Source organism: Methylobacterium sp. J-092 (genome assembly GCF_022829325.1).
Taxonomy (GTDB): Bacteria; Pseudomonadota; Alphaproteobacteria; order Rhizobiales; family Beijerinckiaceae; genus Methylobacterium.
Window position 1 is genome coordinate 36,648 of sequence record NZ_JAKSXU010000129.1, and the last position, 24,659, is coordinate 61,306.

Consider the following 24,659-nt stretch of genomic DNA (forward strand, 5'->3'; position numbering starts at 1 on the left):
TCGGATCGGCACGAGGCCGATCCGCCTCAGACCTTCGTGCCGCTCACCGTCACCCGGCCCTCGATCGGGTAGGCCGGATCGTTGTAGCCGGGCGTCGAGGGATGGCCGGTCACGACGAGGCCGTCGACCAGGGCCTCGTCCTCGGGCGTGAAGCGATAGTCGAGCCCGCCGAGGTAGTCGGTCCATTGTTCCATGGTCCGCGGGCCGGCGATCACCGCGGTCACGGCGCGGTTGTTCATCACCCAGGCAAAGGCGAACTGCCCGGCGGTGATGCCGCGCACCTCGGCATGGTCCTTCAGGGTGCGGGCGATGCGCAGCGATTCCGGGCGCCATTCCGTCTGCATCATCCGCGCGTCCTGGCGGCCGGCGCGGGTGTCGGCCGGCGGCGGCGCGTCGGGATCGTACTTGCCGGTCAGCACGCCGCGGGCGAGCGGCGAGTACGGCACCACGCCGAGGCCGAAATGCGCGCAGGCCGGCAGGTGCTCGGTCTCGGGCATGCGGTTGAGCGCGTTGTAGTACGGCTGGCTCACCACCGGCCGGTCGATGCCGTAGGCGTCGCACAGGCGGCAGATCTCGGCGATCCGCCAGGAACGGTGGTTCGAGACCCCGAAGTGCCGGATCTTGCCCTGGCGAACCAGGGTCTCCATCGCCCGCACGGTCTCGTCGAGCGGCGTCGCGTGGTCCTCCTTGTGGAGGTAGTAGATGTCGATGAAGTCGGTCCCGAGCCGGCGCAGGCTCTCCTCGGCGGCGCGAAGGACGTGGACGCGCGACAGGCCGCGATCGTTCGGCCCGTCGCCCATCGGGTTGGCGACCTTGGTGGCCAGCACCCAGGCATGCCGATCCGTCGCGATCGCGCGGCCGGTGATCGCTTCCGAGGCGCCGGAATTGTAGACGTCGGCGGTGTCGATGAAGTTGACGCCCGCATCCCGGGCGCTCGCGACGATGCGCGCGGAATCGGCCTCGTCGGTGGCACCGCCGAACATCATCGTGCCGAGGCAGATCGGCGAGACCTTGAGGCCCGAGCGGCCGAGCGTGCGGTAATCCATCGGAAGCGGTCCTGCGTCGTGGGGTTGCGGGGGTATCTCGGCCGGGATCGCGGAGGGTCAACCGTCGTCGCAGGTTCGGAACCGGGAATGGCCCGTGCCCGTAACCGGAGGCACATCGCGGCGAATGGGTCGCGTGCGCTCCCCGCGCCGTGCCGGCCGACCGGGCCGCTGACCGTCATCGACACCGCATGCGAAGAGCCGAGATGTCCCACGCCCTGCCGCTGCCCTGGCTCGACCGCGCCGGACGCCTCTCGCTCCTGAAGCTCGTCGCGTTCCTGATCGCCGTCGCCCCGGCCGTCTACCTCGCCGGCGCCTACGCGACGAACGCGCTCGGGCCGAAGCCGATCACGGCGCTGATCCACGGCACCGGCGAGTGGACGATCCGCTTCCTGCTGGCCTCCCTCGCGGTCACGCCGCTGCGGCGGGTGGCGAACTGGCCGAAGCTGATCAACGTCCGGCGCCTGCTCGGCGTGACCACGGCGGCCTACGCGCTGGCGCATCTCGCGCTGTACGTGGTCGACCAGAACTTCGACCTCGCCAAGGTCGTCTCCGAGATCGCGCTGCGGTTCTACCTCACGATCGGCTTCGTCGCGCTCGTCGGCCTCATCGCCCTCGGGGCGACCTCGACCGACGCCGCGATCCGGCGGATGGGCGCGAGCTGGTCGCGCCTGCACAAGGCGGCCTACGCGATCGGCATCCTCGGGCTGCTGCACTACTTTCTGCAATCGAAGATCGACGTCTCCGATCCGGTGTTCTGGACCGGGCTGTTCGTGCTGCTGATGGGCTGGCGCCTGATGCAACGGTTCAGGCTGCCGATGCGGCCGTGGTCGCTCGCGCTGCTCGCCGTTGCCGCCGCCCTCGCGACCGCGGGCATCGAGGCGGCCTGGTACGGGATCAAGAGCGGCATCCCGGCCGACCTCGTGCTCGGCGCCAACCTCGACTTTTCCGACGTGATCCGCCCGGCCTGGTGGGTCCTCGCGGCCGGCCTGACGCTGCCCGTCGTCGCCCTCGTGCGCGTGCCGCCGGGTGCGAAGGCGCCGGCGCCGCGGGCGGGCCGTCCGCAGCGCGTCCAGCCGGCCGCATAGGCGCCTTGCTCCCGCCGGCACGCTGACGCACAACCCGGCGCGGCCCCGCGGCGGGCCGAACGGAGCTCGACCTGTCCATGCGCGGTTTCCTGAGCCGATCCTCGCTCGTCCTCGCGCTGGTCTGCCCCGGCGCGGCGCTCGCCGCCTGCCCGCTGCCGGAGGCGCCGCCCGCCTCGGCCAAGCCGGAGAAGCCGGCCCTGCCGGCGAAACCCGCCTGCCTCGATGCCAAGGGCGGGTGCCCCGGCTGGGAGGCCTACAGCTACAACGACGCGATCAAGGCCTACAACCTGCAGCTCCAGGCGTTCCGGCCGATCGCGGAAGGCTACGTGCAGAAGCTCAACGCCTACGTGAAGGCGAGCGCCGATTACGCGCAGTGCGAAGTGAAGTCGATGCAGTAGCGGCCGCCTTCGCGGCCCGATCGGGACATGTTAAGCTCGCCGCATGAGCGTGAAGCCGACACCGCGCATGACCGTCGGCGAGTTCCTGGCCTGGGGCGAGGGACGACCGGGGCGGCATGAGTTGCTCGACGGCGAGGTCTTCGCGATGCCGCCGGAACGGGTCCGGCATGCCGAGACGAAATTCGCCGCTCAACTCGCGTTGCGGGCTGTCATTCGGCGGGAAGGCTTGCCCTGCCAGGTGCTCCCGGACGGAATGACGATTCGGATCGAACGCACCACGGCTTTCGAGCCTGACGCCCTCGTCCGTTGCGGACCTCGTCTCGATCCGAACACGGTGGAAGTGACGGATCCGGTCATCGTGGTCGATGTCCTCTCGCCGAGCACGCGATCGATCGATACGGGCGCGAAATTCGCAGGCTACTTCGGCATCCCGAGCGTGATGCATTACCTCCTCATCGACACGGTCAAACGCCTCGCCGTCCACCATCATCGTCGCGCCGACGACGTCATCGAGACGCGTATCGTCTCGGACGGCGTGCTGACCTTCGATCCTCCCGGCATCACCGTCCCGCTCGCCGAACTCTACGACGACGCCTGAGCCGCCTCGCTTGACCCTACCGGGCGCCGGTGCGAGAGCGCGAGCGAATTTCCGAAGGGACGCCCGCATGACCGCTCGCCTCGACCTCCTGGTGCTCGGCAACGCCATCGTCGACGTCATCGCCCGCACGGACGAGGGTTTCCTCGCCAACCAGGGCGTGCCGAAGGGCGCGATGGCGCTGATCGACGAGCCGCGCGCCGAGGCGCTGTTCTCCGCGATGGGGCCGGCGACGATCGTGTCGGGTGGGTCGGGCGCCAACACGGCGGTCGGCGCGGCGCTGCTCGGCGCCAAGACCGGCTTCGTCGGCAAGGTCCGCGACGACGAGCTCGGCGGCCTGTTCAGCCACGACCTGAAGGCGACCGGCGTCGCGTTCGACGTGCCGGTGGCGACCGACGGGCCGGCCACCGCCCGCTGCTTCGTCCTCGTGACGCCCGACGGCGAGCGCACGATGAACACCTATCTCGGCGCCTGCCAGGGCCTGTCGCCGGCCGACCTCGACGAGGCGACGGTCGCGAGCGCCCGCGTCGTCTACCTCGAGGGCTACCTCTGGGACCCGCCGGCCGCCAAGGATGCGTTCCGCAAGGCGGTGACGATCGCCCACGGCGCCGGCAACGCGGTGGCGCTGACCCTGTCGGACGCGTTCTGCGTCGGCCGCTACCGCGACGAGTTCCTCGGGCTGATCCGCGACGGCAGCGTCGACATCCTGTTCGCCAACATCGGCGAGTTGCAGAGCCTCTACCAGACCGACGACGCGGACGCGGCGCTGAAGGCGCTCCGCGACGAGCGCGACGCCCGCGGGCGGCACCTGCTCGGCCTCGTCACGCGCTCGTCCGAGGGCGCGATGGTGGTGAAGGGCGGCGAGATCCGCTCGGTCGAGGCCTCGCCGGTGCGCGAGGTGGTCGACACCACCGGCGCGGGCGACCTCTTCGCCGCCGGCGTCCTGGCCGGTCACGCCCGCGGCCTCGACTACGTCACCTCGGCCCGCCTCGGCGCGCTCGCGGCGGCGGAGGTGATCCAGCACATCGGCGCCCGGCCGCAGGGCGACCTCGTCGCGCTCGCCAAGGCGCAGGGGCTGATCTGAAGGATCAGGGCCGGAGCAGCACCTTGCCCACCGCCTCGCGCCGGCTGAGGATGCCGAGGGCCGCGGCGTAGTCCTCGAGGGGGTAGACGCCGTGCACCCGCGCGGTCAGCCGCCCCTCGGCGACCCATGCGAGCATCTGGCGCTGGTTCTCGCGGTGCACCTCCGGCTCGCGCTCGGTGAAGACGCCCCAGTGGACGCCCATCACGTCGAGCTCCTTCAGCAGCATGATGTTGAGGGGCAGGCGGGGAATCTCGCCCGCGGCAAAGCCGACGACGAGGAAGCGGCCGCGCCAGGTCAGCGCGCGGAAGGCCGGTTCCGAGAAGGCGTCGCCGACCGCGTCGTAGACCACGTCGACGCCCTTGCCCCCGGTCGCGTCCTTCAGGGCGTCGCGCAGGGTGGCCGGATCGTAGACGAGGCCCACCTCCGCCCCGTGCTGCCGGGCGATGGCGAGCTTGTCCTCCGAGGAGGCGCAGGCGATCACCCGCGCCCCGAGCAGCGCCCCAAGCTCGACCGCCGCGAGACCGACCCCGCCCGACGCCCCGAGCACCGCGAGCCATTCGCCGGGCCGGATCTTCGCGCGGTTGCGCAAGGCATGGAGGGACGTGCCGTAGGTGATCGTGAGGCCGGCAGCCTGCTCGTTGCTCACCCCGGCCGGAACCGGCGTCAGCATGCGTGCGGGCACCGCGAGCCGTTCGCGGCAGGTGCCGTAATTGGCATGCACGATCACCCGATCGCCGACCCGCACGCCGTCCGCGCCCGGTCCCAGGGCCTCGACCACGCCGCAGGCCTCGCCCCCGGGCGAGAACGGCAGCTCGGGCTTCACCTGATACCGCCCGGCGATGATCAGCGTGTCGAAGAAGTTGAGCGCGGCGACGGTGACCCGCACCAGGGCCTCGCCCGGGCCGGGGACGGGATCGGGCAGCGTCGCGATCGACAGGTCGTCCGGGCCGCCGAGCCGGGTGCACAGGAGAGCCTTCATCGCGCGCCTTCCGTTCGTTTCACCAGTTGCCCAAGGCCAGCCGATCGCCTCAGCGCCGCTCGTAGATTCCTGCCAGCGATCCCTTGGCCAGGACGTGGCCGCGCATCGCATCGACCAGGGCGCCGCGGCCCGGCGAGGCCGGCAGGTCGAGGAGGCGGTCGAGGGCGTAGACCTGGAACAGGTAGCGGTGCGGGCCGTGGCCGGTGGGCGGGTCGGGCGGAAGCCAGCCGTCCTTGAGGAAGCTGTTCTTGCCGAGATCGACGCGCGCGTTCGCGGAGGCCGCCCCCTCGGCCAGATCCGAAACGTCCGGCGCGAGGTTCCAGACGATGAGGTGCACCAGCGGCTGCGGCGTCGGGCTGCCGGCATCCTCGGCGAGGATCGCGACGCTCGCCGTGCCCGCGGAAAGGCCGCTCCAGGCGAGCGGCGGCGACGTCCCGTCGCCATCCGCGGTGAAGCGGACCGGCATGCCGGCGCCGTCGGCAAAGGCCGGGCTCGTCAGCGCGATCGTCTCCGGGGCATCGGCGAAATCGACGTGGAAGACGGTCTTCTTGAGGCCGGCCTTGAGGCCGGACAGGGCCTGGCCGACCGCTGCGGGGATCTTCTCGAGCATCGGGTCTCCTTCGATTCTGACGCCGGTCGAACAGTGCCCTGCGTGCTAGGCAGGGCGCTCGGCCGCCAGCATGTAGTTCACCGCCGTGTCGCGGCCCAGCCGCCAGCCGTCGGTGAGCGGATTGTAGACGACGCCCGTGGTGTCGGTGACCGACAGGCCGCCGCCGCCGAGCGCCGCCGACAGCTCGGATGGCGTCACGAACTTCTCCCAGTCGTGGGTGCCCTTGGGGAGCCAGCCGAGGACGTACTCGGCGCCGACGATGGCGAGCGCGAAGGAGCGCATCGTCCGGTTGAGCGTCGCGGCGAAGAGCAGGCCGCCGGGCTTCACCGCCGATGCCGCCGTGCGGACGAAAGCCGGCATGTCGGTCACGTGCTCGATCACCTCCATGATCAGCACCACGTCGAAGGTCTTGCCGGCGGCGACCACCGACTCGATGGTCTCTGCGCGATAGTCGACGGGCACGCCCTCGGCCTCCGCGTGGCGTCGCGCGGCGGCGATGTTCTGCGCCGCCGGGTCGAGGCCGGTGACGTCGGCACCCAGGCGCGCGAGCGGCTCCGACAGCACGCCGCCGCCGCAGCCGACATCGACGATCGAGAGGCCCTGCAGCGCGAACGGCGTCTCGACCGACCGCCCGTGATGACGGCAGACCGCGTCGCGGATGTAGGCGAGGCGGACGGGATTGAAGCGGTGCAGCACCCGCATCGGACCGCGCGGATCCCACCACGTCGCGGCGAGCGCATCGAACCGGGCGACCTCGCCGGGGTCGACGAAGCCGAGGCCCGCGCTGCTGCTCGCACCCGCCTCGATCCCGGCGGCGGTCTCGTCGATGGTCATCCGATCTCTTTCCATTCGGGGACGGCGCGCGCTCGGTGGTCGCAGTCCCGCGCCGACCGCGCACGGGCGACCGGCCGAGCGGGTGCGGCCGACCCTGCATTCCGGGTAAGTGGAGCTTGGCGGCGTGTTGACAGCCCCCGACCCCGCTTGTACCCGCCGGACGCCGGTCCGGTACAGCCGGCGGCGCGGCCGTTCGCGAATCGTTGGAGGCCGCCGAACACGCCCGGACATCTGAGCCCGGATCGGTCGTTCGACGAAGTTTGAGAAACGCGGACGCTGCATGCCCCGTCTGGTGATGAAATTCGGCGGCACCTCGGTCGCCAACGTCGAGCGCATCCGCAACGTGGCCGCCCACGTCGCCCGCGAGGTCGCGGCCGGCTACGAGGTCGCGGTCGTAGTCTCGGCGATGTCGGGCAAGACCAACGAGCTCGTCGGCTGGGTCAAGGACGCCGACCCCGAATACGAGGCCGCCGAGTACGATGCCGTGGTCGCCTCGGGCGAGCAGGTGACCTCGGGCCTCCTGGCGATCGCGCTGCGCAAGGCCGGGATCCCGGCCCGCTCCTGGCAGGGCTGGCAGGTGCCGATCCTGACGTCCGACGCGCACGGCTCGGCCCGCATCGAGGAGATCGACGGCACCCGGCTCGACGCAGGGTTCAAGCGCGGCGAGGTCGCGGTGATCGCCGGCTTCCAGGGCATCCATGCCGAGACCGGCCGGATCACGACGTTGGGCCGCGGCGGGTCGGATACCAGCGCGGTGGCCGTCGCCGCCGCCATCGGCGCCGAGCGCTGCGACATCTACACCGACGTGGACGGGGTCTACACCACCGACCCGCGCGTCGTGCCGAAGGCGCGGCGCATGGAGCGCGTCACCTTCGAGGAGATGCTGGAGATGGCCTCGCTCGGCGCCAAGGTGCTGCAGGTCCGCTCCGTCGAGCTCGCCATGGTGCACCGGGTGCCGACCACGGTCCGCTCCTCCTTCGATCCGCCGGACGCCGCGCGCCCCGGCACCCTCATCTGCGACGAGGACACAGACGTGGAACAGCAGATCATCACCGGGATCGCCTTCGCGCGGGACGAGGCGCAGATCACGCTTCGCCGCGTCAAGGACAGCCCCGGCGTCGCCGCCGCGATCTTCGGGCCGCTGGCCGACGCCAACATCAACGTCGACATGATCATCCAGACGGTGTCGGGCGACCAGTCGACCACCGACATGACCTTCACGGTGCCGGCCGCCGACTACGACCGGGCGCGCACGGTGCTCGACCGGGCGCACGACACGATCGGGTTCGCGCAGATCGAGGGCGCCACCGACGTGGTGAAGGTTTCGGCGATCGGCGTCGGGATGCGCAGCCATGCCGGCGTCGCGGCCAAGGCGTTCCGGGCGCTGGCCGACAAGGGCATCAACATCCGGGCGATCACCACCTCCGAGATCAAGTTCTCTGTCCTGATCGACGCGGCCTATACCGAGCTTGCCGTCCGCACGCTCCACTCGCTATACGGCCTGGATCAGGCCTGAGGCTTGCAGGCCCGTCCGACGGGTGCGACCTGAGATTGCCCGGCGCCGACACCCGGCGTCGCGCTGACAGGGGATTGACCAGACGATGCCCGCTGCGCCCGGAGGCCCGCGCCTGCTGCTGCGCCGCCTCCGCGAAGCCATGGCGGAGCCGGTCAGCCCCCAGGCGCGCCTGGACCGCATCGTCGTGGTCATCGCCGCCAACGTCATCGCCGAGGTGTGCTCGGTCTACGTCCTGCGCGACGACAACACGCTCGAGCTGTTCGCCACCGAGGGCCTGAACCGCGAGGCGGTCCACCTGACCCGGATGCGCGCCGACGAGGGCCTCGTCGGCCTGATCGCGCAGACGGCCGAGCCGCTGTCGCTTTCCGACGCGCAGACCCACCCGGCTTTCTCCTACCGCCCGGAGACGGGCGAGGAGGCGTATCACGCCTTCCTCGGCGTGCCGCTGCTCCGGGCCGGCAACACGCTCGGTGTGCTCACCGTCCAGAACAAGACCTACCGCGTCTATTCCGACGAGGAGATCGAGGCGCTCCAGACCACCGCGATGGTGCTCTCGGAGATGATCGCGTCCGGCGAGCTGCAGGGGCTGGCTCCCGACGCCGGCACCGCGGCGCGCCGCGCCGTCAACGCCCGCGGCGTCGTGCTCGCCGACGGCATCGGCCTCGGCCACGTGGTGCTGCACGAGCCGCGCATCGTCGTGAAGACGCTGATCGCCGAGAACGTCGAGGCCGAGATCGCCCGGCTCGAGGCCGCGATCGAGGCGGTGCGCTCGGCGATCGACGACCTGGTCGAGCGCGGCGACAAGATCGGCACCGGCGAATCGCGCGAGGTGCTGGAAACGGTGCGCATGTTCGCCCACGACAAGGGCTGGCTGCGCCGGATGCGCGAGGCAGTGGTCTCGGGCTTGACCGCGGAGGCGGCGGTCGAGCGCGTCCAGTCGGACAACCGCGCCCGGATGATGCGCCAGAGCGACCCGTACCTGCGCGATCGCCTGCACGACCTCGACGACCTCGCCAACCGCCTGCTGCGCCGCTTGACCGGGCAGGAGGGCGCGGGCGCGGGCGCCTACCTGCCCGACAACGCGATCCTGGTCGCCCGCTCGATGGGCCCGGCGGCGCTGCTCGACTACGACCCGTCGCGCCTGCGCGGCGTCGTGCTGGAGGAGGGCGGCCCGACGAGCCACATCGCGATCGTCGCGCGGGCGCTCGGCATCCCTGCCGTCGGCGAGGTCGAGAACGCGACGGCGCTGTGCGATTCGGGTGACGCGATCATCGTCGACGGCGTCTCCGGCGAGGTCCAGGTCCGCCCCGGGCCGGAGATCGAGGCGGCCTATGCCGAGATGGTGCGCCTGCGCGCCAAGCGGCAGGAGCAGTACCGGGCGCTGCGCGACGTCCCCGCGACCACCCGCGACGGCATCCGCATCGGCCTGCACCTCAATGCCGGCCTGCTCGTCGACCTCGGCCACCTCAACGAGACCGGCGCGGAGGGCATCGGCCTGTTCCGCACCGAGCTGCAGTTCATGGTGGCGCAGCGGATGCCCTCGGCGGCCGAGCAGCAGGCGCTGTACGAGGCGGTGTTCGCCGCCACCGGCGACCGGCCGGTGACGATCCGCACGCTCGACATCGGCGGCGACAAGATCCTGCCGTACATGCCCAAGCTCGAGGAGGAGAACCCGGCGCTGGGCTGGCGCGCGATCCGGATCGGCCTCGACCGGCCGGCGCTGCTGCGGGTGCAGCTGCGCGCGCTGCTGAGGGCGGCGGCCGGGCGGCCGCTCAAGATCATGTTCCCGATGGTGGCCACGGTCGACGAGTTCGTCCGGGCCAAGGCGATCGTCGATCGCGAGAAGGCGCATCTGCGCCGCCACGGCCATCCGCTGCCGAGCGATTGCCGCCTCGGCGCGATGGTCGAGGTGCCCTCGCTCTTGTTCCAGATCGACGAGATCGCGCAGGTGGCCGACTTTCTGTCGGTCGGCTCGAACGACCTGATGCAGTTCCTGTTCGCGGTCGACCGCGAGAACCGCCGCGTCGCGGACCGGTTCGATCCGCTCTGCGCCGCGGCGATCCGCGCCTTCCGGTTGATCGCCGAGCGCGCGAACGCGGCCGGATGCCCGGTGACGGTGTGCGGCGAGATCGGCGGACGGCCGCTCGAAGCGATGGCGCTGATCGGCATGGGCTTCCGCGACCTCTCGATGTCGCCCGCCTCGATCGGCCCGATCAAGGCGATGGTGCTGAGCCTCGACGCGCGGGCGATCGCCGACGTGATCGACGCCGAGATGGCCCGCGCCCATGACGGCGCCTCGATCCGCCCGGCGCTCGCCGCCTTCGCCAAGGCCCACGGCATCCCGGTCTGACCCCGCCCAGCGTGAAAACCGGGCTCGTTTCCGTCAGCGTCCCAGAGTAGACCCCGGTCGATGATCCCCTTTTCCCCCGACCGCCTCGACGCCATCCTCGTGCGCCACGACATCGTCACCGGCACCCTCGCCGCCGGCGATGCGAGCTCGGAGAGCATCGTCCAGCTCTCCCGCGAGCTGTCGGATCTCGATCCCGTGGTCGCCGGCATCCACGCCTATCGCGCCGCCGCCGCCAACCTGGCCGAGGTCGAGGCGCTGATCGACGAGCCCGGCGGCGACCCGGAGATGCGTGCGCTCGCCGCCGCCGAGAAGCCCGACGCCGAGGACGCGCTGATCAAGGCGCACCGCGACCTGCAGCTGATGCTGCTGCCCAAGGACGCGGCCGACGAGAAGAGCGCGATCCTCGAAATCCGCGCCGGCACCGGTGGCGACGAGGCCGCGCTGTTCGCCGGCGACCTGTTCCGGATGTACGCCAAGTACGCCGACACCAAGGGCTGGAAGGTCGAGGTCATCTCCGAGAGCGAGGGCACCGTCGGCGGCTATCGCGAGGTCGTGGCGGAGGTGAAGGGCCGCGGCGTGTTCGCCCGCCTGAAGTTCGAGAGCGGCGCCCACCGGGTCCAGCGCGTGCCCGACACCGAGGCGCAGGGGCGGATCCACACCTCCGCCGCCACCGTCGCGGTCCTGCCCGAGGCCGAGGAGGTCGACATCGTCGTCAACGACGCCGACCTGAAGATCGACACCATGCGCTCGCAGGGGGCCGGCGGCCAGCACGTCAACAAGACCGAATCGGCGATCCGCATCACCCACCTGCCGTCGGGGATCGTGATCTTCGTCCAGGAGGAGCGCTCCCAGCACAAGAACCGCGCCCGCGCGATGTCGCTGCTGCGGGCCAAGCTCTACGATGCCGAGCGCTCGGCCAAGGACGCGGTCCGCGCCGCCGACCGCAAGTCGCAGGTCGGCACCGGCGACCGCTCGGAGCGCATCCGAACCTACAACTTCCCGCAGGGCCGGGTGACCGACCACCGCATCAACCTCACCCTGTACAAGCTGGAGGAGATGCTCGCCGGCACCGCCCTCGACGAGCTGGTCGACGCGCTCGTGACGGAGCATCAGGCCGAGCTGCTCGCCGCCGAAGGCATGGCGTGAGCGGACGGGCCGACGCGCGCATCGTCCGCCCGGATCATACGCGCAGCCTTGCCCTGCGGCGCCTCGCCGAATGCTTCGCCGCGGAAGGCATACCCGAGGGCGATGCCCGCTTCCTGATGCTCGGCATGCTCGATCTCCGCGCCGTCGACCTCGCGCTGCACGGCGGCCGAGCCCTCGGGTCGGAGGGCGCGGACAGGTTGGAGGCCGCCGCGCGCCGGCGCGTTGCCGGAGAACCGGTGGCCCGCATCCTCGGAACGTGGGAGTTCTGGGGCCTGCCGTTCCGGCTGTCCCCGGAAACGCTGGTGCCGCGGCCCGACACCGAAACGTTGGTCGACGCCACGCTGGAAACGGTTTCGGACCCGGCGGCCCCCCTCCGCATCCTCGACCTCGGCACCGGCAGCGGCTGCATCCTGGTCGCGCTGCTGAGCGCGCTGCCGAACGCGACCGGCATCGGCCTCGATCGCTCCTGGAATGCCCTGCGCACGGCGCGCGCGAACGCGCTCGACAACGGCGTCGCCGATCGCACCCTGTTCGTCGCCGGCGATTGGTGCGAGGCGCTCGTCGGCCGGTTCGACCGGGTGGTCTCGAACCCGCCCTACATCGCCAGCGCCGTGATCGCCGGCCTCGATCGCGAGGTGCGCGAGCACGATCCGATGGCCGCGCTCGACGGCGGCGGCGACGGGCTTGCGGCCTATCGACGGATCGTCGATGCGACGGCAGGCGGGTTGCTCGCGCCGGGCGGCTCGCTCCACCTCGAGATTGGCTACGATCAGGCGGACGCCGTGACGGATCTGGGCCGGAAGGCGGGCCTTCGACCGAGCGGCATCACGCGCGACCTCGCCGGGCATACGCGGGTCGCGTCGTTCGTCGGTCGGCCCGACAGGGCGCCCGCATAGGGGATTTTTGGCACCGATCACGCAAAATTCGTCGGAATCCCCATCAACTTCGCGCTGGATCCCCCGTCTCGACTTGCGGTTCGCGGACGATCCGTTAAGACGGAAAGCCGTAGGTTCGGTATAGCGCATCCTTTGCGGGGTGGCGGCCGATCGCTCCACCGTCGATCAGACGCAGGCTCGGGTTTGAGCAGCGGCGCGGCGGTTTTCGAACCTGACAATCGACGGGCGTCTTGGACGCAAGCGTAGGCCCCGAGGGATCGGGACAGACGGCTGGTAGGCGAGCGGGTCGTGGATCAATTCCGATGATCCGTCCGCGGGCGCCGGCGAGGACCCGCACTGCGGCGCCTCGGGAGCCCGGCCCCCAGCCTTCCCCCCGACCAGACGCGCCTTTCGCAGTAACGAGGGTCATCTGAGACCGATGAGACCAAACCAGAACCGACGGGTGCGCGGCCGGAACCGGCCGAAGGGCCCGAACCCGCTGACCCGGTCCTACGAATCCAACGGACCCGACGTCAAAGTCCGCGGCACCGCCCAGCACATCGCCGACAAGTACGCTCAGCTCGCGCGGGACGCGCAGGCGGCGGGCGACCCGGTGGCGGCGGAGAACTACTTCCAGCACGGCGAGCACTATTTCCGGATCATCTCCGGCGCGCAGGAGCAGGGCCGCCCGCAGGCCGGCGCCGGCTACGCCTCGCGGTCGTACGACGACGATATGGAGGACGGCGACGACGAGCAGGGCGGCGAGGCCAACGGCCAGGGCTATGCCGGCTACGCGCCCGAATACGGCGATCCGGGCCAACAGCCGCAGCCCTACGACAACCGCAGCGAGGGCGGCCAGCAGGACGGGCGCCAGGATCGCGGCCAGGATCGCAACCAGCAGGACAGGTTCGGCCAGAACCAGAACCGCGGCGACCGCCAGGAGCGCCGCGACCGGTTCCAGAACAACCGCAACGACCGGCCGCGTTTCGACAACGGCGCCCGCTTCGACAACCAGCGTCCCGACGGCAACCGCCAGGACGGCGGCCGGCAGGATCAGGGCCGCCAGGAGCACGGCCAGCGCGCCGATTACGATCGCCAGGACGCGCCCCGGCAGACCTTCAACCGCCAGGACAGCGGGCGGCAGGAGAATGGACGGCAGGAGAACGGGCGGCAGGAGTATCCGCGCCAGGACAATCGGCAGGAGAACCGCGCCGAGTTCAACCGTCGCGATCAGCCGCGGGACGAGTTTCCGCGCCAGGATCCGTCTCGTCAGGAGCAGCCGCGCGCCGAAGCGCCCCGCGAGAACCGTTACGAGAACGGACGCACAGAGCAGCCGCGCCGCGAGCCGCGCCAGGAGGCCCGGACCGAGATGCCGGCCCGCGCCGAGGCGCCGGTGCGTGCGGAAGCGCCGGCCCGGGCCGAGGCTCCGGCCCGGCGCGAGCGTCGCCGCGAGGAGCCGCGGCCCGTCGCCGAGGATGCGGCCGGCCTCCCGGCCTTCCTGATGACGCCGCCCCGCCTGCCACCGGCCGCCGAAGCGCCCGTGGCGGAGGCGCAGGCGCCGAGCCTGCCCACGGCCGAAGGCGAGGACGCGCCGGCTCCGAAGGTCCGTCGCCGGCGGCGCCCGCGCTTCGAGGGGACCGAGGCCGAAGGTTCGCCGGAGACCAAGGCACCGGACGGCGCCTCCTCGGTCGAGTAGACGCCATCATTCCCGCGAGACAGGCCGCCCCGGATCTCCGGGGTGGCCTATTTCGTATCCGAAGGTCGGTCCCCGAAGGGCCGATCCGGCCTTCACCCGGTCGGGATACGCTCGGACGCAGAGAACGGGCCGGAGAGACGTGAGATCCAGGCCTCCCGGCAGTGCCAGCGGGCGTCGAGCGATAGGCTCTCGCGGCAGGTCACCGAGCCGGCATGGGTGCCACGGCACCGGCGTTTCGAGCCAAACCACCCGTGCGCGCAGCAGGCGGAGCGCCGCGAATCAGTCCCCGTCCGCCTCGGCGAGGGCGAGGGCCGGCGTCGGCCCGCGATAGCCGGTCGCCAGCACGTAGAGCTCGCTCGAATCGGCGCGGCTGGCATTCGGCTTGACGTGCCGCACGAGGGAGAAGTCGCGCTTGAGGTCGGTGAGCAACGCGGTCTCGGTACCGCCCTGCAGCACCTTGGCGAGGTAGGCGCCGCCGGGCGCCAGAACCTCTCGCGCGAACTCGGCCGCGGTCTCGGCGAGCCCGATGATGCGCAGGTGATCGGTCTTCTTGTGGCCGGTGGCGTTGGCGGCCATGTCGGACAGCACGAGGTCGGCCGGGCCGCCGAGCAGGCCGGTGAGGCGCTTCGGCGCCTCGGGGTCGAGGAAGTCGAGGGTGATGAACTCGACGCCCGGCATCGGCTCGATCTCGAGCAGGTCGATTCCGACGATGCGGCCGGTCTCGCCGACGATCTTCGCCGCGACCTGCGACCAGCCGCCGGGGGCGGCGCCGAGATCGACGATGCGCTGGCCGGGCTTCAGCAGCTTGAAGCGCTCGTCGATCTCCATCAGCTTGAAGGCCGCCCGCGAGCGGTATCCTTCGCGCTTGGCCCGCTGGACGTAGGGATCGTTGAGCTGGCGCTCGAGCCAGCTCTTCTGCGAATGGGTGCGCCCGCGCCCGGTCTTCACCCGCTGCTTGAGATCGCCGCGGACTCCGCCCGTCGCGCCCGCTCCGCCACGCCTGTCGGTCACCGGTAGCCCCCGCGGCGCCACACGCCGTCTTCCCGCATCATGTTCATCAACAATCCTTCGCGCAGGCCGCGATCGGCGATGCGCAGGCGCTCGGCCGGGAAGGCACGGCGGATCGCCTCCAGGATCGCGCAGCCGGCGAGGACCAAGTCGGCGCGGTCGCGGCCGATGCACGGGTTCTCCGCCCGCTGGTCGAGCCGCGTGTCGAGCAGGTCGTCGATCGCACCGGCGACCTCGGCGTCGCTCATCCACAGCCCGTCGACCCGGCGGCGCTCGTAGCGCACGAGGCGCAGGTGCATCGCCGCGATGGTGGTGACGGTGCCGGAGGTTCCGAGCAGGTGGAAGCCGGGCGCCGTCGCCGCGGCCGCCGCACGGATCGCGAAGGGGCCCAGCATCTCGGCCACCTCCTCGACCATGCCCTCGAACATCATCCGCGTCACCTCGGAGCCGCCGTGGCGCTCGGCCAGGGTGACGACGCCGACCGGCAGCGAATCCCAGGCGCGGATGCGCAGGGTCGGATCGGTCGAGGGGTTGGCGGCCGAGCCGTCGAGCCAGGCGATCTCGGTCGAGCCGCCGCCGATGTCGAAGATCACCACCGATTCGGCTTGCGGGTCGGCGAGCGCGGCGCAGCCGGTGACGGCGAGGTAGGCCTCGGTCTGCCGGTCGACGATCTCGAGATCGAGGCCGACCTCGGCCCGCACGCGCGCGACGAACTCGGCACCGTTCACGGCGAGCCGGCAGGCCTCCGTGGCGATGATCTTGGCCCGCCCGACGCCGCGGGCGCGCATCTTCCCCTTGCAGATCCGCAGCGCGTCGATCGTCCGCTCGATCGCCGCCTCGCTGAGCCGGTCGGAGCTGCCGAGTCCCTCGCCGAGCCGGACGATGCGCGAGAACGCGTCGATCACCCGGAAGCCGTGCGAGGACGGCTCGGCGATGAGCAGGCGGCAGTTGTTGGTGCCAAGATCCAGGGCCGCGTAGGCGTTGCGGCGCACGTCGCGATGCGAGACCGCGGGGGCGGAACCGGGTGCCCCTGCCGGTGGCGCGCCCTGGGGGCGGGCCGGCGCGGTCGCGCCACTCTCGTCCCTCATCGGCGTCGCCGCGCTTTCCCATCCCTGGCCCCGGCGAACCGCCCGGCCATCATTCACGCTCGACCCTACTCGCTCGGCAGCGAACTGCAACGTCCCGTTCACGAATGCCGGAACTGCATCCACGGCCGTCGGCGCGACCGCAGCAGGCGAAGAGGATCGAAAACCATTCGCCCGACGCCGAGACCCGGCCGCCGAGACATCGGATGCGATGCGCGATCACGCGGTCGCGTCAGGCCATCGCTTTGGCGAGGCTAGCGGCGCGGGAGGTCGGCCGCAACAGGCTCTTCACCTGGGAGTAGGGTCGCGGCCGGTTGATCACCTCGTCGAGGCGCGACCACAACGTCTTGGGCGAAAACGGTTTCGCGATGATCTCGTTGACGCCGAGGGTGATCGCGCGGTCGACGACGTTCCGACGCGGCTGGGCGAGCATCAGGATGATGGGAATCGTCGGGCAGGGGGAGGTCGAGGGCGTGCGCGCCAGCCGGATGAACTCCTCGCCCGAGAGGATCGCCAGATCCCAGTCGATGATCGTCAGGTCGGGCTTGCTCTCGGCGAGCACGCCGAGCGCCTCGGCCCCGTCCGGCGCCTCCAGCACCCGCTTGATGCCGACGCGCATCAGCATGTCGCGCACGATTCGACGGATGTAGAGGCTCTCGTCGACCACGAGGGCGGAGAAGTCTGGGAAGGTCGGGGTCGCGATCATCGAGGGGGCGGCACGCGGGCCCCGGCGGATGCGGGAGCCTGTCCCTCTGCATACGCACCCGGCCTTTGCGCTTCCCTAACACGGCGCGCTTTGCAAGCCTGGGTTTCACGACGACGAGAAAGTGATGGAACTCCGAGCGGATCGACAACAAGGTCCTTGCGGTCAACGGCCAATTGCGTCAGGACTGAGGCGTTATTCTTGGTTACCGCGACCGGGGGTAATGGGAGTGCGGGGCGTGAGCTGTCTGGGATGGCGCGCACGCGGTATTCGAGACGTGGTCGGCGGACGGTTTTTGGCGAGCTTTCGATGGGACGTGGTCGTGATTTCCGGGGGCCGCAGAAGCGCGGCTTCGATGAGGGTGGCGCAGAGCCGAGATGGCCTGATCAGGCTCCCCCGAGTGGCGGCGGATACGGTGGCGGCGGCTTCGGCGGCGGCGGTGGCGGGTTCGGTGGCGGCGGCGGTGGTTTCGATCGCGGCGCTCCCCGGGCTGCGGCGGCCCCTACGGGTCCGGAGCGCGATGCCACGGTCAAGTGGTTCAACAAGGAGAAGGGCTTCGGCTTCGTTGAGCTGGGCGACGGCTCGGGCGACGCCTTCCTCCACATCCGCGCCGTCGAGGCCGCCGGCCATGACGACCTGCTGCCGGGCACCCGGCTCACCGTTCAGACCGCGCAGGGCCAGAAGGGTCCGCAGGTCACCAACGTGACCAGCGTCGACACCTCGACGGCCGAGGCGGCTCCGCCCCGGCGCGAGATGCGCGATGCGCGTCCCCCGCGCGCCGGCGGCTTCGGCGGCGCCGGCGGCTACGGTGCCGGCGGTGGTTACGGCGGCGCCGGTGGCGGCTTCGGTGGCGGCGGCGGCGGTTACGGCGGCGGTGGCCGCGTCGCCTCGGGCCCCTCGACCGAGATGCAGGGCACCGTGAAGTGGTACGACCCGGCCAAGGGCTTCGGCTTCGTGTCGGTGAACGACGGCGGCAAGGACGTGTTCGTCCATCGCTCCGCCCTGTCGCGGGCCGGCCTCGAGTCGCTTGCCGAGGGTCAGACCGTGACGCTCGGTGTGGTCGACGGCCAGAAGGGCCGCGAGGCTCAGAGCATCAACGTCGACGATTGATCGGCGGCATTTTTGGCGAACGCGGCGGCCTCGCTTCCGCCGCGTTCCCGATGCGATTGGAAACGGCGGTCCTTCACGGGGCCGCCGTTTTGCGTTCCGGGACGACAATCGGAGACATCTCATGCGTCGTGCCGTACCGTTCGGCATCCTGCTCGCCCTCGCCACGGCGCAGCAGGCGAGGGCCGAGGATTTCACCGGCGCCTATGCCGGCGTGAACCTCGGCTACGGCTTCGAGCGCGGGCGGGATGCGAAGAAGCCCGGCCCCCTCCCGGAGAAGGACGCGGCGGTTCCGAGCGCGAACGATCTGCCACCGAGCGCGTCGATGGCAGCGAAGTCCCTCCAATCGTCGCGTCCGGCCGCCCGCTGAGACGGGGACCATCCGCGCTGAGATCGCGGACGGCACCGGGCGCTACTGGCCGGCCATTGCCTTGATGATGAAATCGCGCCGCACGAAGGTCGCGTAGTCCGGCTGGGCCGCGAGGTTGCCGAGGGCGATCTGCGTATCGAGGGCGATCTTGAGGGCATCGGACGTGATGTCGACGCTTTCCGGATAGACCTTGTCGCCCATCATGCGCTTGACCGCAGCCTCGACCACGGTCGGATCGAGGTTGGGGAACTCCTTCTTCGCCACCGCGACCGCCTTGGCCGGATCGGACTGCATCAGCCGGATCGCCGCCTGCATGCCGTCGACGAAGGCCTGCGCCACCGCCGGATCGACATCCTTGCGCGCGCTCACCGCCGAGAAGGCGTAGGGGCCGTACTTCTCGGGGAAGCCGAGGACGACCTTCATCCCCTTGGCGGCGACCTGATCGAGGCCGGGCTCGTACAGCACGGCGACCTTGGCCTGGCCGGCGAGGAACGGGCCCGGCTCGGTGCCGAGCTGCACCTGCGTCAGCGTCACGTCGTCCTTCGACAGGCCGTTCTCCTTCAAGAGCTTGAGGAACAGCGAGGTGCTCGTCGTCGGCATCAACCCAGTGACGATGGTCTGCCCCTTGAGGTCCTTCACGTCCTTGAAGACGAAGTCCGGCGTCGTCGCGATCCACACGGCGGCACCGTTGACGACGTTGGCGATGACGCCGACGGGCGCGCCCTTCGAGGCCGCCACCGCGGTCCATTCCGGGCCGTGGATCGAGAACTGCGCGCTCTTCGAGATCACCGCCGAGAGCGCGACGCTCGGCGCGCCGGCCGTCTCCTTGGTCACGTCGATGCCCGCCTTCTCGAACAGGCCCTCGTCCAGGGCGACGTAGAGCGGCAGGTAGAGCATCGACTGGAAGGCCTGGCTCACGGTCGCCTTCAGCGCCGCCGCCGAGGCGGGCAGGGCCCCCATCAGCCAGGCCGCGGCGACGGTCGCGATGAGGGGACGACGCTGGATCATCGGAAGGCTCTCGTTCTGCTGGCGGGAAGGGCGGGGCGGACGGCCGCGGCGAGCCGCGCTCCGCCGGCTTGGAACTCAGACCTGGACGCTGCCGGCGGTGTCGACCTGCCGCCACGGCAGGATGCGGCGCTCGGCGAAATCGATGACGTGGTAGAGCAGGAAGCCGACGAACATCAGCACGAACAGCCCGACCCAGACGGCGTTGAGGTCGTAGAGCGACGAGGCGTTGTAGATCAGGTGGCCGAGCCCGGCCTGGGACGAGATGAACTCGCCGACGACCGCGCCGACCAGCGCGAAGCCGATGTTGATCCGGAACATCCCGATGATCGCCGGCAGCGTCGACGGCACGATCACCGAGCGGAAGATCCGGTTCTTCGAGGCGCCCATCGAGGCCAGCAGCGCCTGCAGGTCGGGATCGGCGTCCCGGGCGGCCTGGTACGCCGCGATCAGCGCGACCAGCGCCGTTAGCGAGACCGCGAGCGCGACCTTCGAGACGAACCCGGTGCCGAACCACAGGATCACGATCGGGGCGAGCGCGATCTTCGGCACCGAGTTGATCGCGACGATGAACGGCTCGACGATCCGCGCCACCAGCACCGAGTACCAGAGCCCGAGCCCCGCGACCGAGCCGATCGCGGTGCCGATCACGAAGCCCAGGATGGCCTCCACCACCGTGAGCCAGGTGTCGTGGGCGAGGCTGCCGTCGAGCACGCTCTTGACGAACACCCGCCAGATGCCCGAGGGCGCGCCGACCAGGAACTCGGTGAGCCAGCCGGCATCGACCGCGACCTCCCAAGCCGCGAAGAACACGGCCACCGCGAGGAGCTGGATCAGCCCGCGCCCGAGCGTGGTGTCGATCGCCCGTGCCAGGGCACCGGGCCGGCGGCGTCGGGCCGGCGGCGTCGGTCGGCTCGCCGCCTCCGGCGGTGCCTGTTCGTGGGATAGGATCTGGATCGCCATCAGGCCGCCCTCGCGCTGGTCTGGATGTCGAGCTCGCCGCAGAGCGTGTTGAAATACTCGGAGAAGCGCGGATCGCTGCGGGCGCCGATCGGCGACCGATCGCTGAGCGCGATGTCGTGCACCGCCTTCACCCGGGTCGGGCGATTGCCCAGCACCACGACGCGCTTCGAGAGCGCCACCGCCTCGTCGATGTCGTGGGTCACGAGCACGACGGTCTTGTGGAAGGTCTCGACCGCGTCGAGCAGCACGCCTTCGAGGTAGAGCCGGGTCTGGTAGTCGAGCGCCGAGAACGGCTCGTCGAGGAGCAGGATGTCCGGATCCATGATCAGCGTCCGGATCAGCGCCGCGCGCTGCCGCATGCCGCCCGACAGGGTCTTGGGGTAGGCGTTCTCGAAGCCGGACAGGCCGAAGCGGGCGAGGTAGTCCTGTGCCGTCTCGGTGGCGGCCCTGGCGTCGACGCCCTTCATCTCCAGGCCGAGCATCACGTTCTGCAGGACCGTGCGCCAGGGGAACAGCAGGTCCTTCTGCATCATGTAGCCGACGCGGCCGGACAGGCCGGGCACGATCTCGCCGCGAAAGCGCATCGTCCCCTCATCGGGCTCGAGCAGGCCGGCGATCACGTTGAAGACCGTGGTCTTGCCGCAGCCGGACGGGCCGATGATGCTGACGAAGTCGCGCTCGTAGATGTCGAAGCTCAGCCCGTCGAGCACCGGGACGGCACCACCCTTCGCCGGGAACGCCTTGCGGATGCCCCGCAGGGCGAGCTGCACGTCCCGGCCGTTCGCAACCGCATCCATCACCGGCTCCACGCTGACGGCGGGATCCAGCAAGGCCCGGGCCAAACTGCATGCAGAATGCAGGCGTGAGGCCGAAACGGCGAGACACGCGTGATCGGTGGCGCCGGACCAAACGAAGAAGGGCAGGACGCGCGACCGCGTCCTGCCCTCACATCATCGAAGTTCGGAATCTTTTGGTGGGCGCACTAGGGTTCGAACCTAGGACCCGCTGATTAAGAGTCAGCTGCTCTACCAACTGAGCTATGCGCCCGATCGCATTGAGCGATCCGCCGCGGTCCACCAAGTCCCGCTGCGATGCGGGCTGATACCAACCGGGCCGGGGGCTGTCCACCCCGTGTTCGCGGTTTTTGCCCGCGAGCCGGAATTTTCCCCCGGGCCGGTCGGTTTTCGGCCTACTCCGCCGCCGCGTGCTGCGCGTGGAGGCGTACGGCCGAGGCCGAGAGCTTGTTCAGCGCCGAGAGGTAGGCCTTGGCCGAGGCGACGAGGGTGTCGGGGTCGGCGCCGCGTGCGGTGATCGACCGCTCGCCGGCCTTCAGCCGCACCGAAACCTCCGCCTGGGCATCCGTGCCGGCGGTGACCGCGTGGACCTGGTAGAGCTCGAGCTGCGCCTCGTGCGGCACCAGCGCCTGGATCGCGTTGAACACCGCGTCGACCGGCCCGTTGCCGTCGGCCTCCTCGGTGAGCGTCTTGCCGTCGACGGCGACCTTCATCGTCGCGCGCTGCGGCCCGCGCGTGCCGGCGATGACCGAGAGCGAGACCAGGCGAATGCGGTCGTGCGCGGTGGCGAGATTCTCGTCGACCAGCGCCTCGATGTCCTCGTCGTAGACGTTCTTCTTGCGGTCGGCCAAGGCCTTGAACCGCTCGAAAACGTCCTGCAGCTGGTTGTCGGACAGCCTCAATCCGAGCTCGTCGAGCTTCGAGCGGAAGGCGGCGCGGCCGGAATGCTTGCCCATCACCAGGTTGGTCTTGGTGAGGCCGACCGAGGCCGGGGTCATGATCTCGTAGGTCTCGGCGTGCTTGAGCATGCCGTCCTGGTGGATGCCGCTCTCGTGCGCGAAGGCGTTGCGGCCGACGATTGCCTTGTTGAACTGCACCGGGAAGTTCGTGGCGTGGCTGACGAGCTTCGAGGCCCGGGTCAGCATCGTCGATTCGATGCCGGTCTCGTAGGGCAGCACGTCGGAGCGGGTGCGGATCGCCATCACCACCTCCTCCAGCGCCGCGTTGCCCGCGCGCTCGCCGATGCCGTTGATCGTGCACTCGACCTGCCGCGCGCCGCCCTCGATGCCGGCCAGCGTGTTGGCGATCGCGAGGCCGAGATCGTTGTGGCAATGGACCGAGAAGATCGCCTTGTCGGCGTTCGGCAAGCGCGCGCGCACCGCCTCGAACATCGCGCGGTACTCGCCCGGCGTCGCGTAGCCGACGGTGTCGGGCAGGTTGATCGTCGTCGCGCCGGCCCTGATCGCCGCCTCGACGCAGCGGCACAGGTAGTCGATCGGCGTGCGGGTCGCGTCCATCGCCGACCACTCGACGTCGGCGACGAGGTCGCGGGCCTGCGCCACCGTCTTGAGGATGATCTCGACGACTTCGTCCTCGGTCTTGCGCATCTGGTGCGCGAGATGGATCGGCGAGGTCGAGACGAAGGTGTGGATGCGCCCCTGGCGGGCGTGCCGCACCGCTTCGCCGGCCCGGGCGATGTCGGCGGGGATGGCGCGGGCGAGCCCGGCGATGGTGGCGCGCTTGGCGCGGCGGGCGATCTCCGAGACGGCCTCGAAGTCGCCGTTCGAGGCGATCGGGAAGCCGGCCTCGATGACGTCGACGCCCATCGCGTCGAGCAGCTCGGCGACGGCGAGCTTCTCGTCAAGGGTCATGGTCGCGCCCGGGCATTGCTCGCCGTCGCGCAACGTCGTGTCGAAGATCACGACGCGGTCTTTTTTCGTCTCGGAAACGCTGGTCATCGGTTGTCCACCCTGTCGCGGCGCGCCCCCGCCGAGCGGATCGGGCGGCCTTCGAAGCCTGTGAGGTCGGCCATGCGATCCCCTGAAGGCCCAGGCGAACGCCCGGACGGCCCTCAGGGGCGGGTAAGCAGAAGCGAGCGGAGGGCGCGCGTCAGCGACGCCGCGGTCGCGGCCTCGACGATGACGGGTGCTGAGCCGGCGCTGGCCAAGGCTCGTCTCTCCTCGGCGCCGATCTCGGGACCGCACGGAGATGTGCGGGGCCGGCGACGCAGGCAGCGTGGATATCCCTGGTTGGGCCCAAAGACAAGCACGACCGTCGACCGGCCGAGCGGCGAAACCGGCCGCCGCAACGAAGAAGGCACCCGCGGATCGCTCCGCGGGTGCCTGTAGAGGGAAGAGCCGGGGCGGGCGAGGATCAGACGGCGATGCGCTCCTCGGCGTCCATCGGCTCGCGCAGCACGTAGCCGCGGCCCCAGACGGTCTCGATGTAGTTCTTGCCCTGGCTGGCATTGGCGAGCTTCTTCCGCAGCTTGCAGATGAACACGTCGATGATCTTCAGCTCGGGCTCGTCCATGCCGCCGTAGAGATGGTTGAGGAACATCTCCTTGGTCAGCGTCGTGCCCTTCCGCAGCGAGAGGAGCTCCAGCATCTGGTACTCCTTGCCGGTTAGGTGGACGCGGGAGCCGGCGACCTCGACGGTCTTCTGGTCGAGGTTCACGATCAGGTCGGCGGTGGTGATTACCGACTGGGCGTGGCCCTTCGAGCGGCGGACGATCGCGTGGATGCGGGCCACGAGCTCGTCCTTGTGGAACGGCTTAGTGAGGTAGTCGTCGGCGCCGAAGCCGAGGCCCTTCACCTTGTCCTCGATGCCGGCCATGCCCGACAGGATCAGGATCGGCGTCTTGACCTTGGCGACGCGAAGGTTGCGAAGCACTTCGTAGCCCGACATGTCGGGCAAATTCAGATCGAGCAGGATGATGTCGTAATCGTAGAGCTTGCCGAGATCGATTCCTTCCTCACCGAGATCGGTGGTGTAGGTGTTGAAGTTCTCGGACTTGAGCATCAACTCGATGCTCTGCGCCGTGGCGCCGTCGTCCTCGATCAGAAGTACCCGCATCGTCGATCCCCAGCCCGGCCGGCCGTATCAGCGTTCGGACACGTCGCCGCCATTCGTCCGCCACCGGCCTGTGGACGGACGCCCCATCGTCATTGACGTGAAACGCTATTCGTTAATCGTTAACAAAACCTGATTCTGTGTGGCAAGCGATCGTTTGACCCCGCCTCGACCTTTTTGCGTCCGGTGTTTGCGGTCTGTTCTCACCGCACAAACCGTCCGCGGCCGACGCCGCGCCCCCCGCCCCAGCCAAGTCCTTCACCCGTAACGGGCCGCACCCGTTTGTGACCGTTCCGCCACATCCGGCACGCATGTCCTGAGCGGATCGAGGGACCCGG

General features: G+C 70.4%; 23 protein-coding genes and 1 tRNA gene. 11 read left to right on the plus strand and 13 right to left on the minus strand.

Features of this window, described 5'->3' with window-relative positions; translation table 11 throughout:
• Positions 1-26 precede the first annotated feature (26 nt).
• Positions 27-1,046, minus strand: a complete 1,020-nt coding sequence (locus tag MKK60_RS15965) for an aldo/keto reductase (protein WP_243987143.1) — start codon at positions 1,044-1,046, stop codon at positions 27-29.
• Between the two features lie 203 nt (positions 1,047-1,249).
• Between MKK60_RS15965 and MKK60_RS15970 the strand changes: the two genes are divergently transcribed.
• From MKK60_RS15970 to MKK60_RS15985, 4 genes are all read left to right on the plus strand, one after another.
• On the plus strand, positions 1,250-2,131 hold the full coding sequence (locus tag MKK60_RS15970) for a sulfite oxidase heme-binding subunit YedZ (RefSeq protein WP_243987145.1): 882 nt from the start codon (positions 1,250-1,252) through the stop codon (positions 2,129-2,131).
• 77 nt (positions 2,132-2,208) lie between these two features.
• Positions 2,209-2,529: a hypothetical protein gene (locus MKK60_RS15975; RefSeq protein WP_147843247.1), complete on the plus strand. Its 321-nt coding sequence runs from the start codon at positions 2,209-2,211 to the stop codon at positions 2,527-2,529.
• Between the two features lie 43 nt (positions 2,530-2,572).
• Positions 2,573-3,127, plus strand: coding sequence for a Uma2 family endonuclease (locus MKK60_RS15980; RefSeq protein WP_243987147.1), 555 nt, complete (start codon positions 2,573-2,575; stop codon positions 3,125-3,127).
• Between the two features lie 67 nt (positions 3,128-3,194).
• Positions 3,195-4,208, plus strand: a complete 1,014-nt coding sequence (locus MKK60_RS15985) for an adenosine kinase (protein WP_243987149.1) — start codon at positions 3,195-3,197, stop codon at positions 4,206-4,208.
• Positions 4,209-4,212: 4 nt separating this feature from the next.
• Here MKK60_RS15985 and MKK60_RS15990 read toward each other — a convergent pair whose 3' ends face one another.
• The 3 genes from MKK60_RS15990 to ubiG are packed head-to-tail and all read right to left on the minus strand — an operon-like array spanning position 4,213 to position 6,631.
• Positions 4,213-5,187, minus strand: a complete 975-nt coding sequence (locus MKK60_RS15990; RefSeq protein WP_243987151.1) for an NADPH:quinone oxidoreductase family protein — start codon at positions 5,185-5,187, stop codon at positions 4,213-4,215.
• A 49-nt stretch (positions 5,188-5,236) separates the two neighbouring features.
• Complete coding sequence (locus tag MKK60_RS15995; protein WP_243987153.1) at positions 5,237-5,797, minus strand: YbhB/YbcL family Raf kinase inhibitor-like protein; 561 nt, start codon at positions 5,795-5,797, stop codon at positions 5,237-5,239.
• A 45-nt stretch (positions 5,798-5,842) separates the two neighbouring features.
• A complete protein-coding gene (gene ubiG / locus MKK60_RS16000; protein ID WP_243987160.1) occupies positions 5,843-6,631 on the minus strand; it encodes a bifunctional 2-polyprenyl-6-hydroxyphenol methylase/3-demethylubiquinol 3-O-methyltransferase UbiG in 789 nt (262 codons plus the stop codon).
• Positions 6,632-6,911: 280 nt separating this feature from the next.
• Here ubiG and MKK60_RS16005 point away from each other — a divergent pair, with 280 nt between their 5' ends.
• The 5 genes from MKK60_RS16005 (at position 6,912) to MKK60_RS16025 (ending at position 14,214) form a co-directional block, all read left to right on the plus strand.
• Positions 6,912-8,147, plus strand: a complete 1,236-nt coding sequence (locus MKK60_RS16005; protein ID WP_243987167.1) for an aspartate kinase — start codon at positions 6,912-6,914, stop codon at positions 8,145-8,147.
• Positions 8,148-8,232: 85 nt separating this feature from the next.
• Positions 8,233-10,497, plus strand: coding sequence for a phosphoenolpyruvate--protein phosphotransferase (ptsP, locus tag MKK60_RS16010; protein WP_243987169.1), 2,265 nt, complete (start codon positions 8,233-8,235; stop codon positions 10,495-10,497).
• Positions 10,498-10,557: 60 nt separating this feature from the next.
• Positions 10,558-11,643: a peptide chain release factor 1 gene (gene prfA / locus MKK60_RS16015; RefSeq protein WP_243987176.1), complete on the plus strand. Its 1,086-nt coding sequence runs from the start codon at positions 10,558-10,560 to the stop codon at positions 11,641-11,643.
• Positions 11,640-12,539: a peptide chain release factor N(5)-glutamine methyltransferase gene (gene prmC, locus MKK60_RS16020; protein WP_409567412.1), complete on the plus strand. Its 900-nt coding sequence runs from the start codon at positions 11,640-11,642 to the stop codon at positions 12,537-12,539. The genes prfA and prmC overlap by 4 nt, the downstream gene beginning before the upstream one ends.
• 442 nt (positions 12,540-12,981) lie before the next feature.
• Complete coding sequence (locus tag MKK60_RS16025; RefSeq protein WP_243987178.1) at positions 12,982-14,214, plus strand: DUF4167 domain-containing protein; 1,233 nt, start codon at positions 12,982-12,984, stop codon at positions 14,212-14,214.
• Positions 14,215-14,493: 279 nt separating this feature from the next.
• Here MKK60_RS16025 and MKK60_RS16030 read toward each other — a convergent pair whose 3' ends face one another.
• The 3 genes from MKK60_RS16030 to MKK60_RS16040 form a co-directional block, all read right to left on the minus strand.
• A complete protein-coding gene (locus tag MKK60_RS16030) occupies positions 14,494-15,225 on the minus strand; it encodes an RlmE family RNA methyltransferase (RefSeq protein WP_147729083.1) in 732 nt (243 codons plus the stop codon).
• Positions 15,222-16,310, minus strand: coding sequence for a Ppx/GppA phosphatase family protein (locus MKK60_RS16035; RefSeq protein ID WP_147729084.1), 1,089 nt, complete (start codon positions 16,308-16,310; stop codon positions 15,222-15,224). Before MKK60_RS16035 ends, MKK60_RS16030 begins: the two co-directional genes overlap by 4 nt.
• 229 nt (positions 16,311-16,539) lie before the next feature.
• Positions 16,540-17,013 (minus strand): response regulator, encoded by a 474-nt coding sequence (locus tag MKK60_RS16040; protein ID WP_147729085.1) that lies wholly within the window; start codon positions 17,011-17,013, stop codon positions 16,540-16,542.
• 306 nt (positions 17,014-17,319) lie between these two features.
• On the opposite strand from MKK60_RS16040, the gene MKK60_RS28475 reads away from it, so the two are divergent.
• Positions 17,320-18,120 (plus strand): cold-shock protein, encoded by an 801-nt coding sequence (locus MKK60_RS28475; protein ID WP_147858186.1) that lies wholly within the window; start codon positions 17,320-17,322, stop codon positions 18,118-18,120.
• A 121-nt stretch (positions 18,121-18,241) separates the two neighbouring features.
• Positions 18,242-18,487: a hypothetical protein gene (locus tag MKK60_RS16055; protein ID WP_243987180.1), complete on the plus strand. Its 246-nt coding sequence runs from the start codon at positions 18,242-18,244 to the stop codon at positions 18,485-18,487.
• A gap of 42 nt (positions 18,488-18,529) precedes the next feature.
• Here MKK60_RS16055 and MKK60_RS16060 read toward each other — a convergent pair whose 3' ends face one another.
• The 6 genes from MKK60_RS16060 to ctrA all read right to left on the minus strand — a co-directional run bounded on the left by MKK60_RS16060 (position 18,530) and on the right by ctrA (position 24,324).
• Entirely contained in the window at positions 18,530-19,495 is a 966-nt protein-coding gene (locus MKK60_RS16060) for an ABC transporter substrate-binding protein (RefSeq protein ID WP_243987182.1), read from the minus strand.
• 75 nt (positions 19,496-19,570) lie between these two features.
• Complete coding sequence (locus MKK60_RS16065) at positions 19,571-20,455, minus strand: ABC transporter permease (protein WP_243937758.1); 885 nt, start codon at positions 20,453-20,455, stop codon at positions 19,571-19,573.
• Complete coding sequence (locus tag MKK60_RS16070; protein ID WP_243987184.1) at positions 20,455-21,252, minus strand: ABC transporter ATP-binding protein; 798 nt, start codon at positions 21,250-21,252, stop codon at positions 20,455-20,457. Before MKK60_RS16070 ends, MKK60_RS16065 begins: the two co-directional genes overlap by 1 nt.
• Positions 21,253-21,426: 174 nt before the next feature.
• Positions 21,427-21,502 (minus strand) — tRNA-Lys (locus MKK60_RS16075).
• Positions 21,503-21,644: 142 nt separating this feature from the next.
• On the minus strand, positions 21,645-23,207 hold the full coding sequence (locus MKK60_RS16080) for a 2-isopropylmalate synthase (RefSeq protein WP_243987186.1): 1,563 nt from the start codon (positions 23,205-23,207) through the stop codon (positions 21,645-21,647).
• Positions 23,208-23,622: 415 nt separating this feature from the next.
• Positions 23,623-24,324 carry a response regulator transcription factor CtrA gene (gene ctrA / locus MKK60_RS16085; RefSeq protein ID WP_147727979.1) on the minus strand — a complete coding sequence of 234 codons (702 nt, stop codon included), beginning with the start codon at positions 24,322-24,324 and terminating at the stop codon, positions 23,623-23,625.
• Between the last annotated feature and the right edge of the window lie 335 nt (positions 24,325-24,659).

Excerpts from the sequence above, each read along its gene's own strand:
- MKK60_RS15965 (WP_243987143.1), bottom strand. The coding sequence starts at position 1,046 with ATGGATTACCGCACGCTCGGCCGCTCGGGCCTCAAGGTCTCGCCGATC.
- MKK60_RS15970 (WP_243987145.1), top strand. The coding sequence starts at position 1,250 with ATGTCCCACGCCCTGCCGCTGCCCTGGCTCGACCGCGCCGGACGCCTC.
- MKK60_RS15975 (WP_147843247.1), top strand. The coding sequence starts at position 2,209 with ATGCGCGGTTTCCTGAGCCGATCCTCGCTCGTCCTCGCGCTGGTCTGC.
- MKK60_RS15980 (WP_243987147.1), top strand. The coding sequence starts at position 2,573 with ATGAGCGTGAAGCCGACACCGCGCATGACCGTCGGCGAGTTCCTGGCC.
- MKK60_RS15985 (WP_243987149.1), top strand. The coding sequence starts at position 3,195 with ATGACCGCTCGCCTCGACCTCCTGGTGCTCGGCAACGCCATCGTCGAC.
- MKK60_RS15990 (WP_243987151.1), bottom strand. The coding sequence starts at position 5,187 with ATGAAGGCTCTCCTGTGCACCCGGCTCGGCGGCCCGGACGACCTGTCG.
- MKK60_RS15995 (WP_243987153.1), bottom strand. The coding sequence starts at position 5,797 with ATGCTCGAGAAGATCCCCGCAGCGGTCGGCCAGGCCCTGTCCGGCCTC.
- ubiG (WP_243987160.1), bottom strand. The coding sequence starts at position 6,631 with ATGACCATCGACGAGACCGCCGCCGGGATCGAGGCGGGTGCGAGCAGC.
- MKK60_RS16005 (WP_243987167.1), top strand. The coding sequence starts at position 6,912 with ATGCCCCGTCTGGTGATGAAATTCGGCGGCACCTCGGTCGCCAACGTC.
- ptsP (WP_243987169.1), top strand. The coding sequence starts at position 8,233 with ATGCCCGCTGCGCCCGGAGGCCCGCGCCTGCTGCTGCGCCGCCTCCGC.
- prfA (WP_243987176.1), top strand. The coding sequence starts at position 10,558 with ATGATCCCCTTTTCCCCCGACCGCCTCGACGCCATCCTCGTGCGCCAC.
- MKK60_RS16035 (WP_147729084.1), bottom strand. The coding sequence starts at position 16,310 with ATGAGGGACGAGAGTGGCGCGACCGCGCCGGCCCGCCCCCAGGGCGCG.
- MKK60_RS16040 (WP_147729085.1), bottom strand. The coding sequence starts at position 17,013 with ATGATCGCGACCCCGACCTTCCCAGACTTCTCCGCCCTCGTGGTCGAC.
- MKK60_RS28475 (WP_147858186.1), top strand. The coding sequence starts at position 17,320 with ATGGGACGTGGTCGTGATTTCCGGGGGCCGCAGAAGCGCGGCTTCGAT.
- MKK60_RS16055 (WP_243987180.1), top strand. The coding sequence starts at position 18,242 with ATGCGTCGTGCCGTACCGTTCGGCATCCTGCTCGCCCTCGCCACGGCG.
- MKK60_RS16060 (WP_243987182.1), bottom strand. The coding sequence starts at position 19,495 with ATGATCCAGCGTCGTCCCCTCATCGCGACCGTCGCCGCGGCCTGGCTG.
- MKK60_RS16065 (WP_243937758.1), bottom strand. The coding sequence starts at position 20,455 with ATGGCGATCCAGATCCTATCCCACGAACAGGCACCGCCGGAGGCGGCG.
- MKK60_RS16070 (WP_243987184.1), bottom strand. The coding sequence starts at position 21,252 with ATGGATGCGGTTGCGAACGGCCGGGACGTGCAGCTCGCCCTGCGGGGC.
- MKK60_RS16080 (WP_243987186.1), bottom strand. The coding sequence starts at position 23,207 with ATGACCAGCGTTTCCGAGACGAAAAAAGACCGCGTCGTGATCTTCGAC.
- ctrA (WP_147727979.1), bottom strand. The coding sequence starts at position 24,324 with ATGCGGGTACTTCTGATCGAGGACGACGGCGCCACGGCGCAGAGCATC.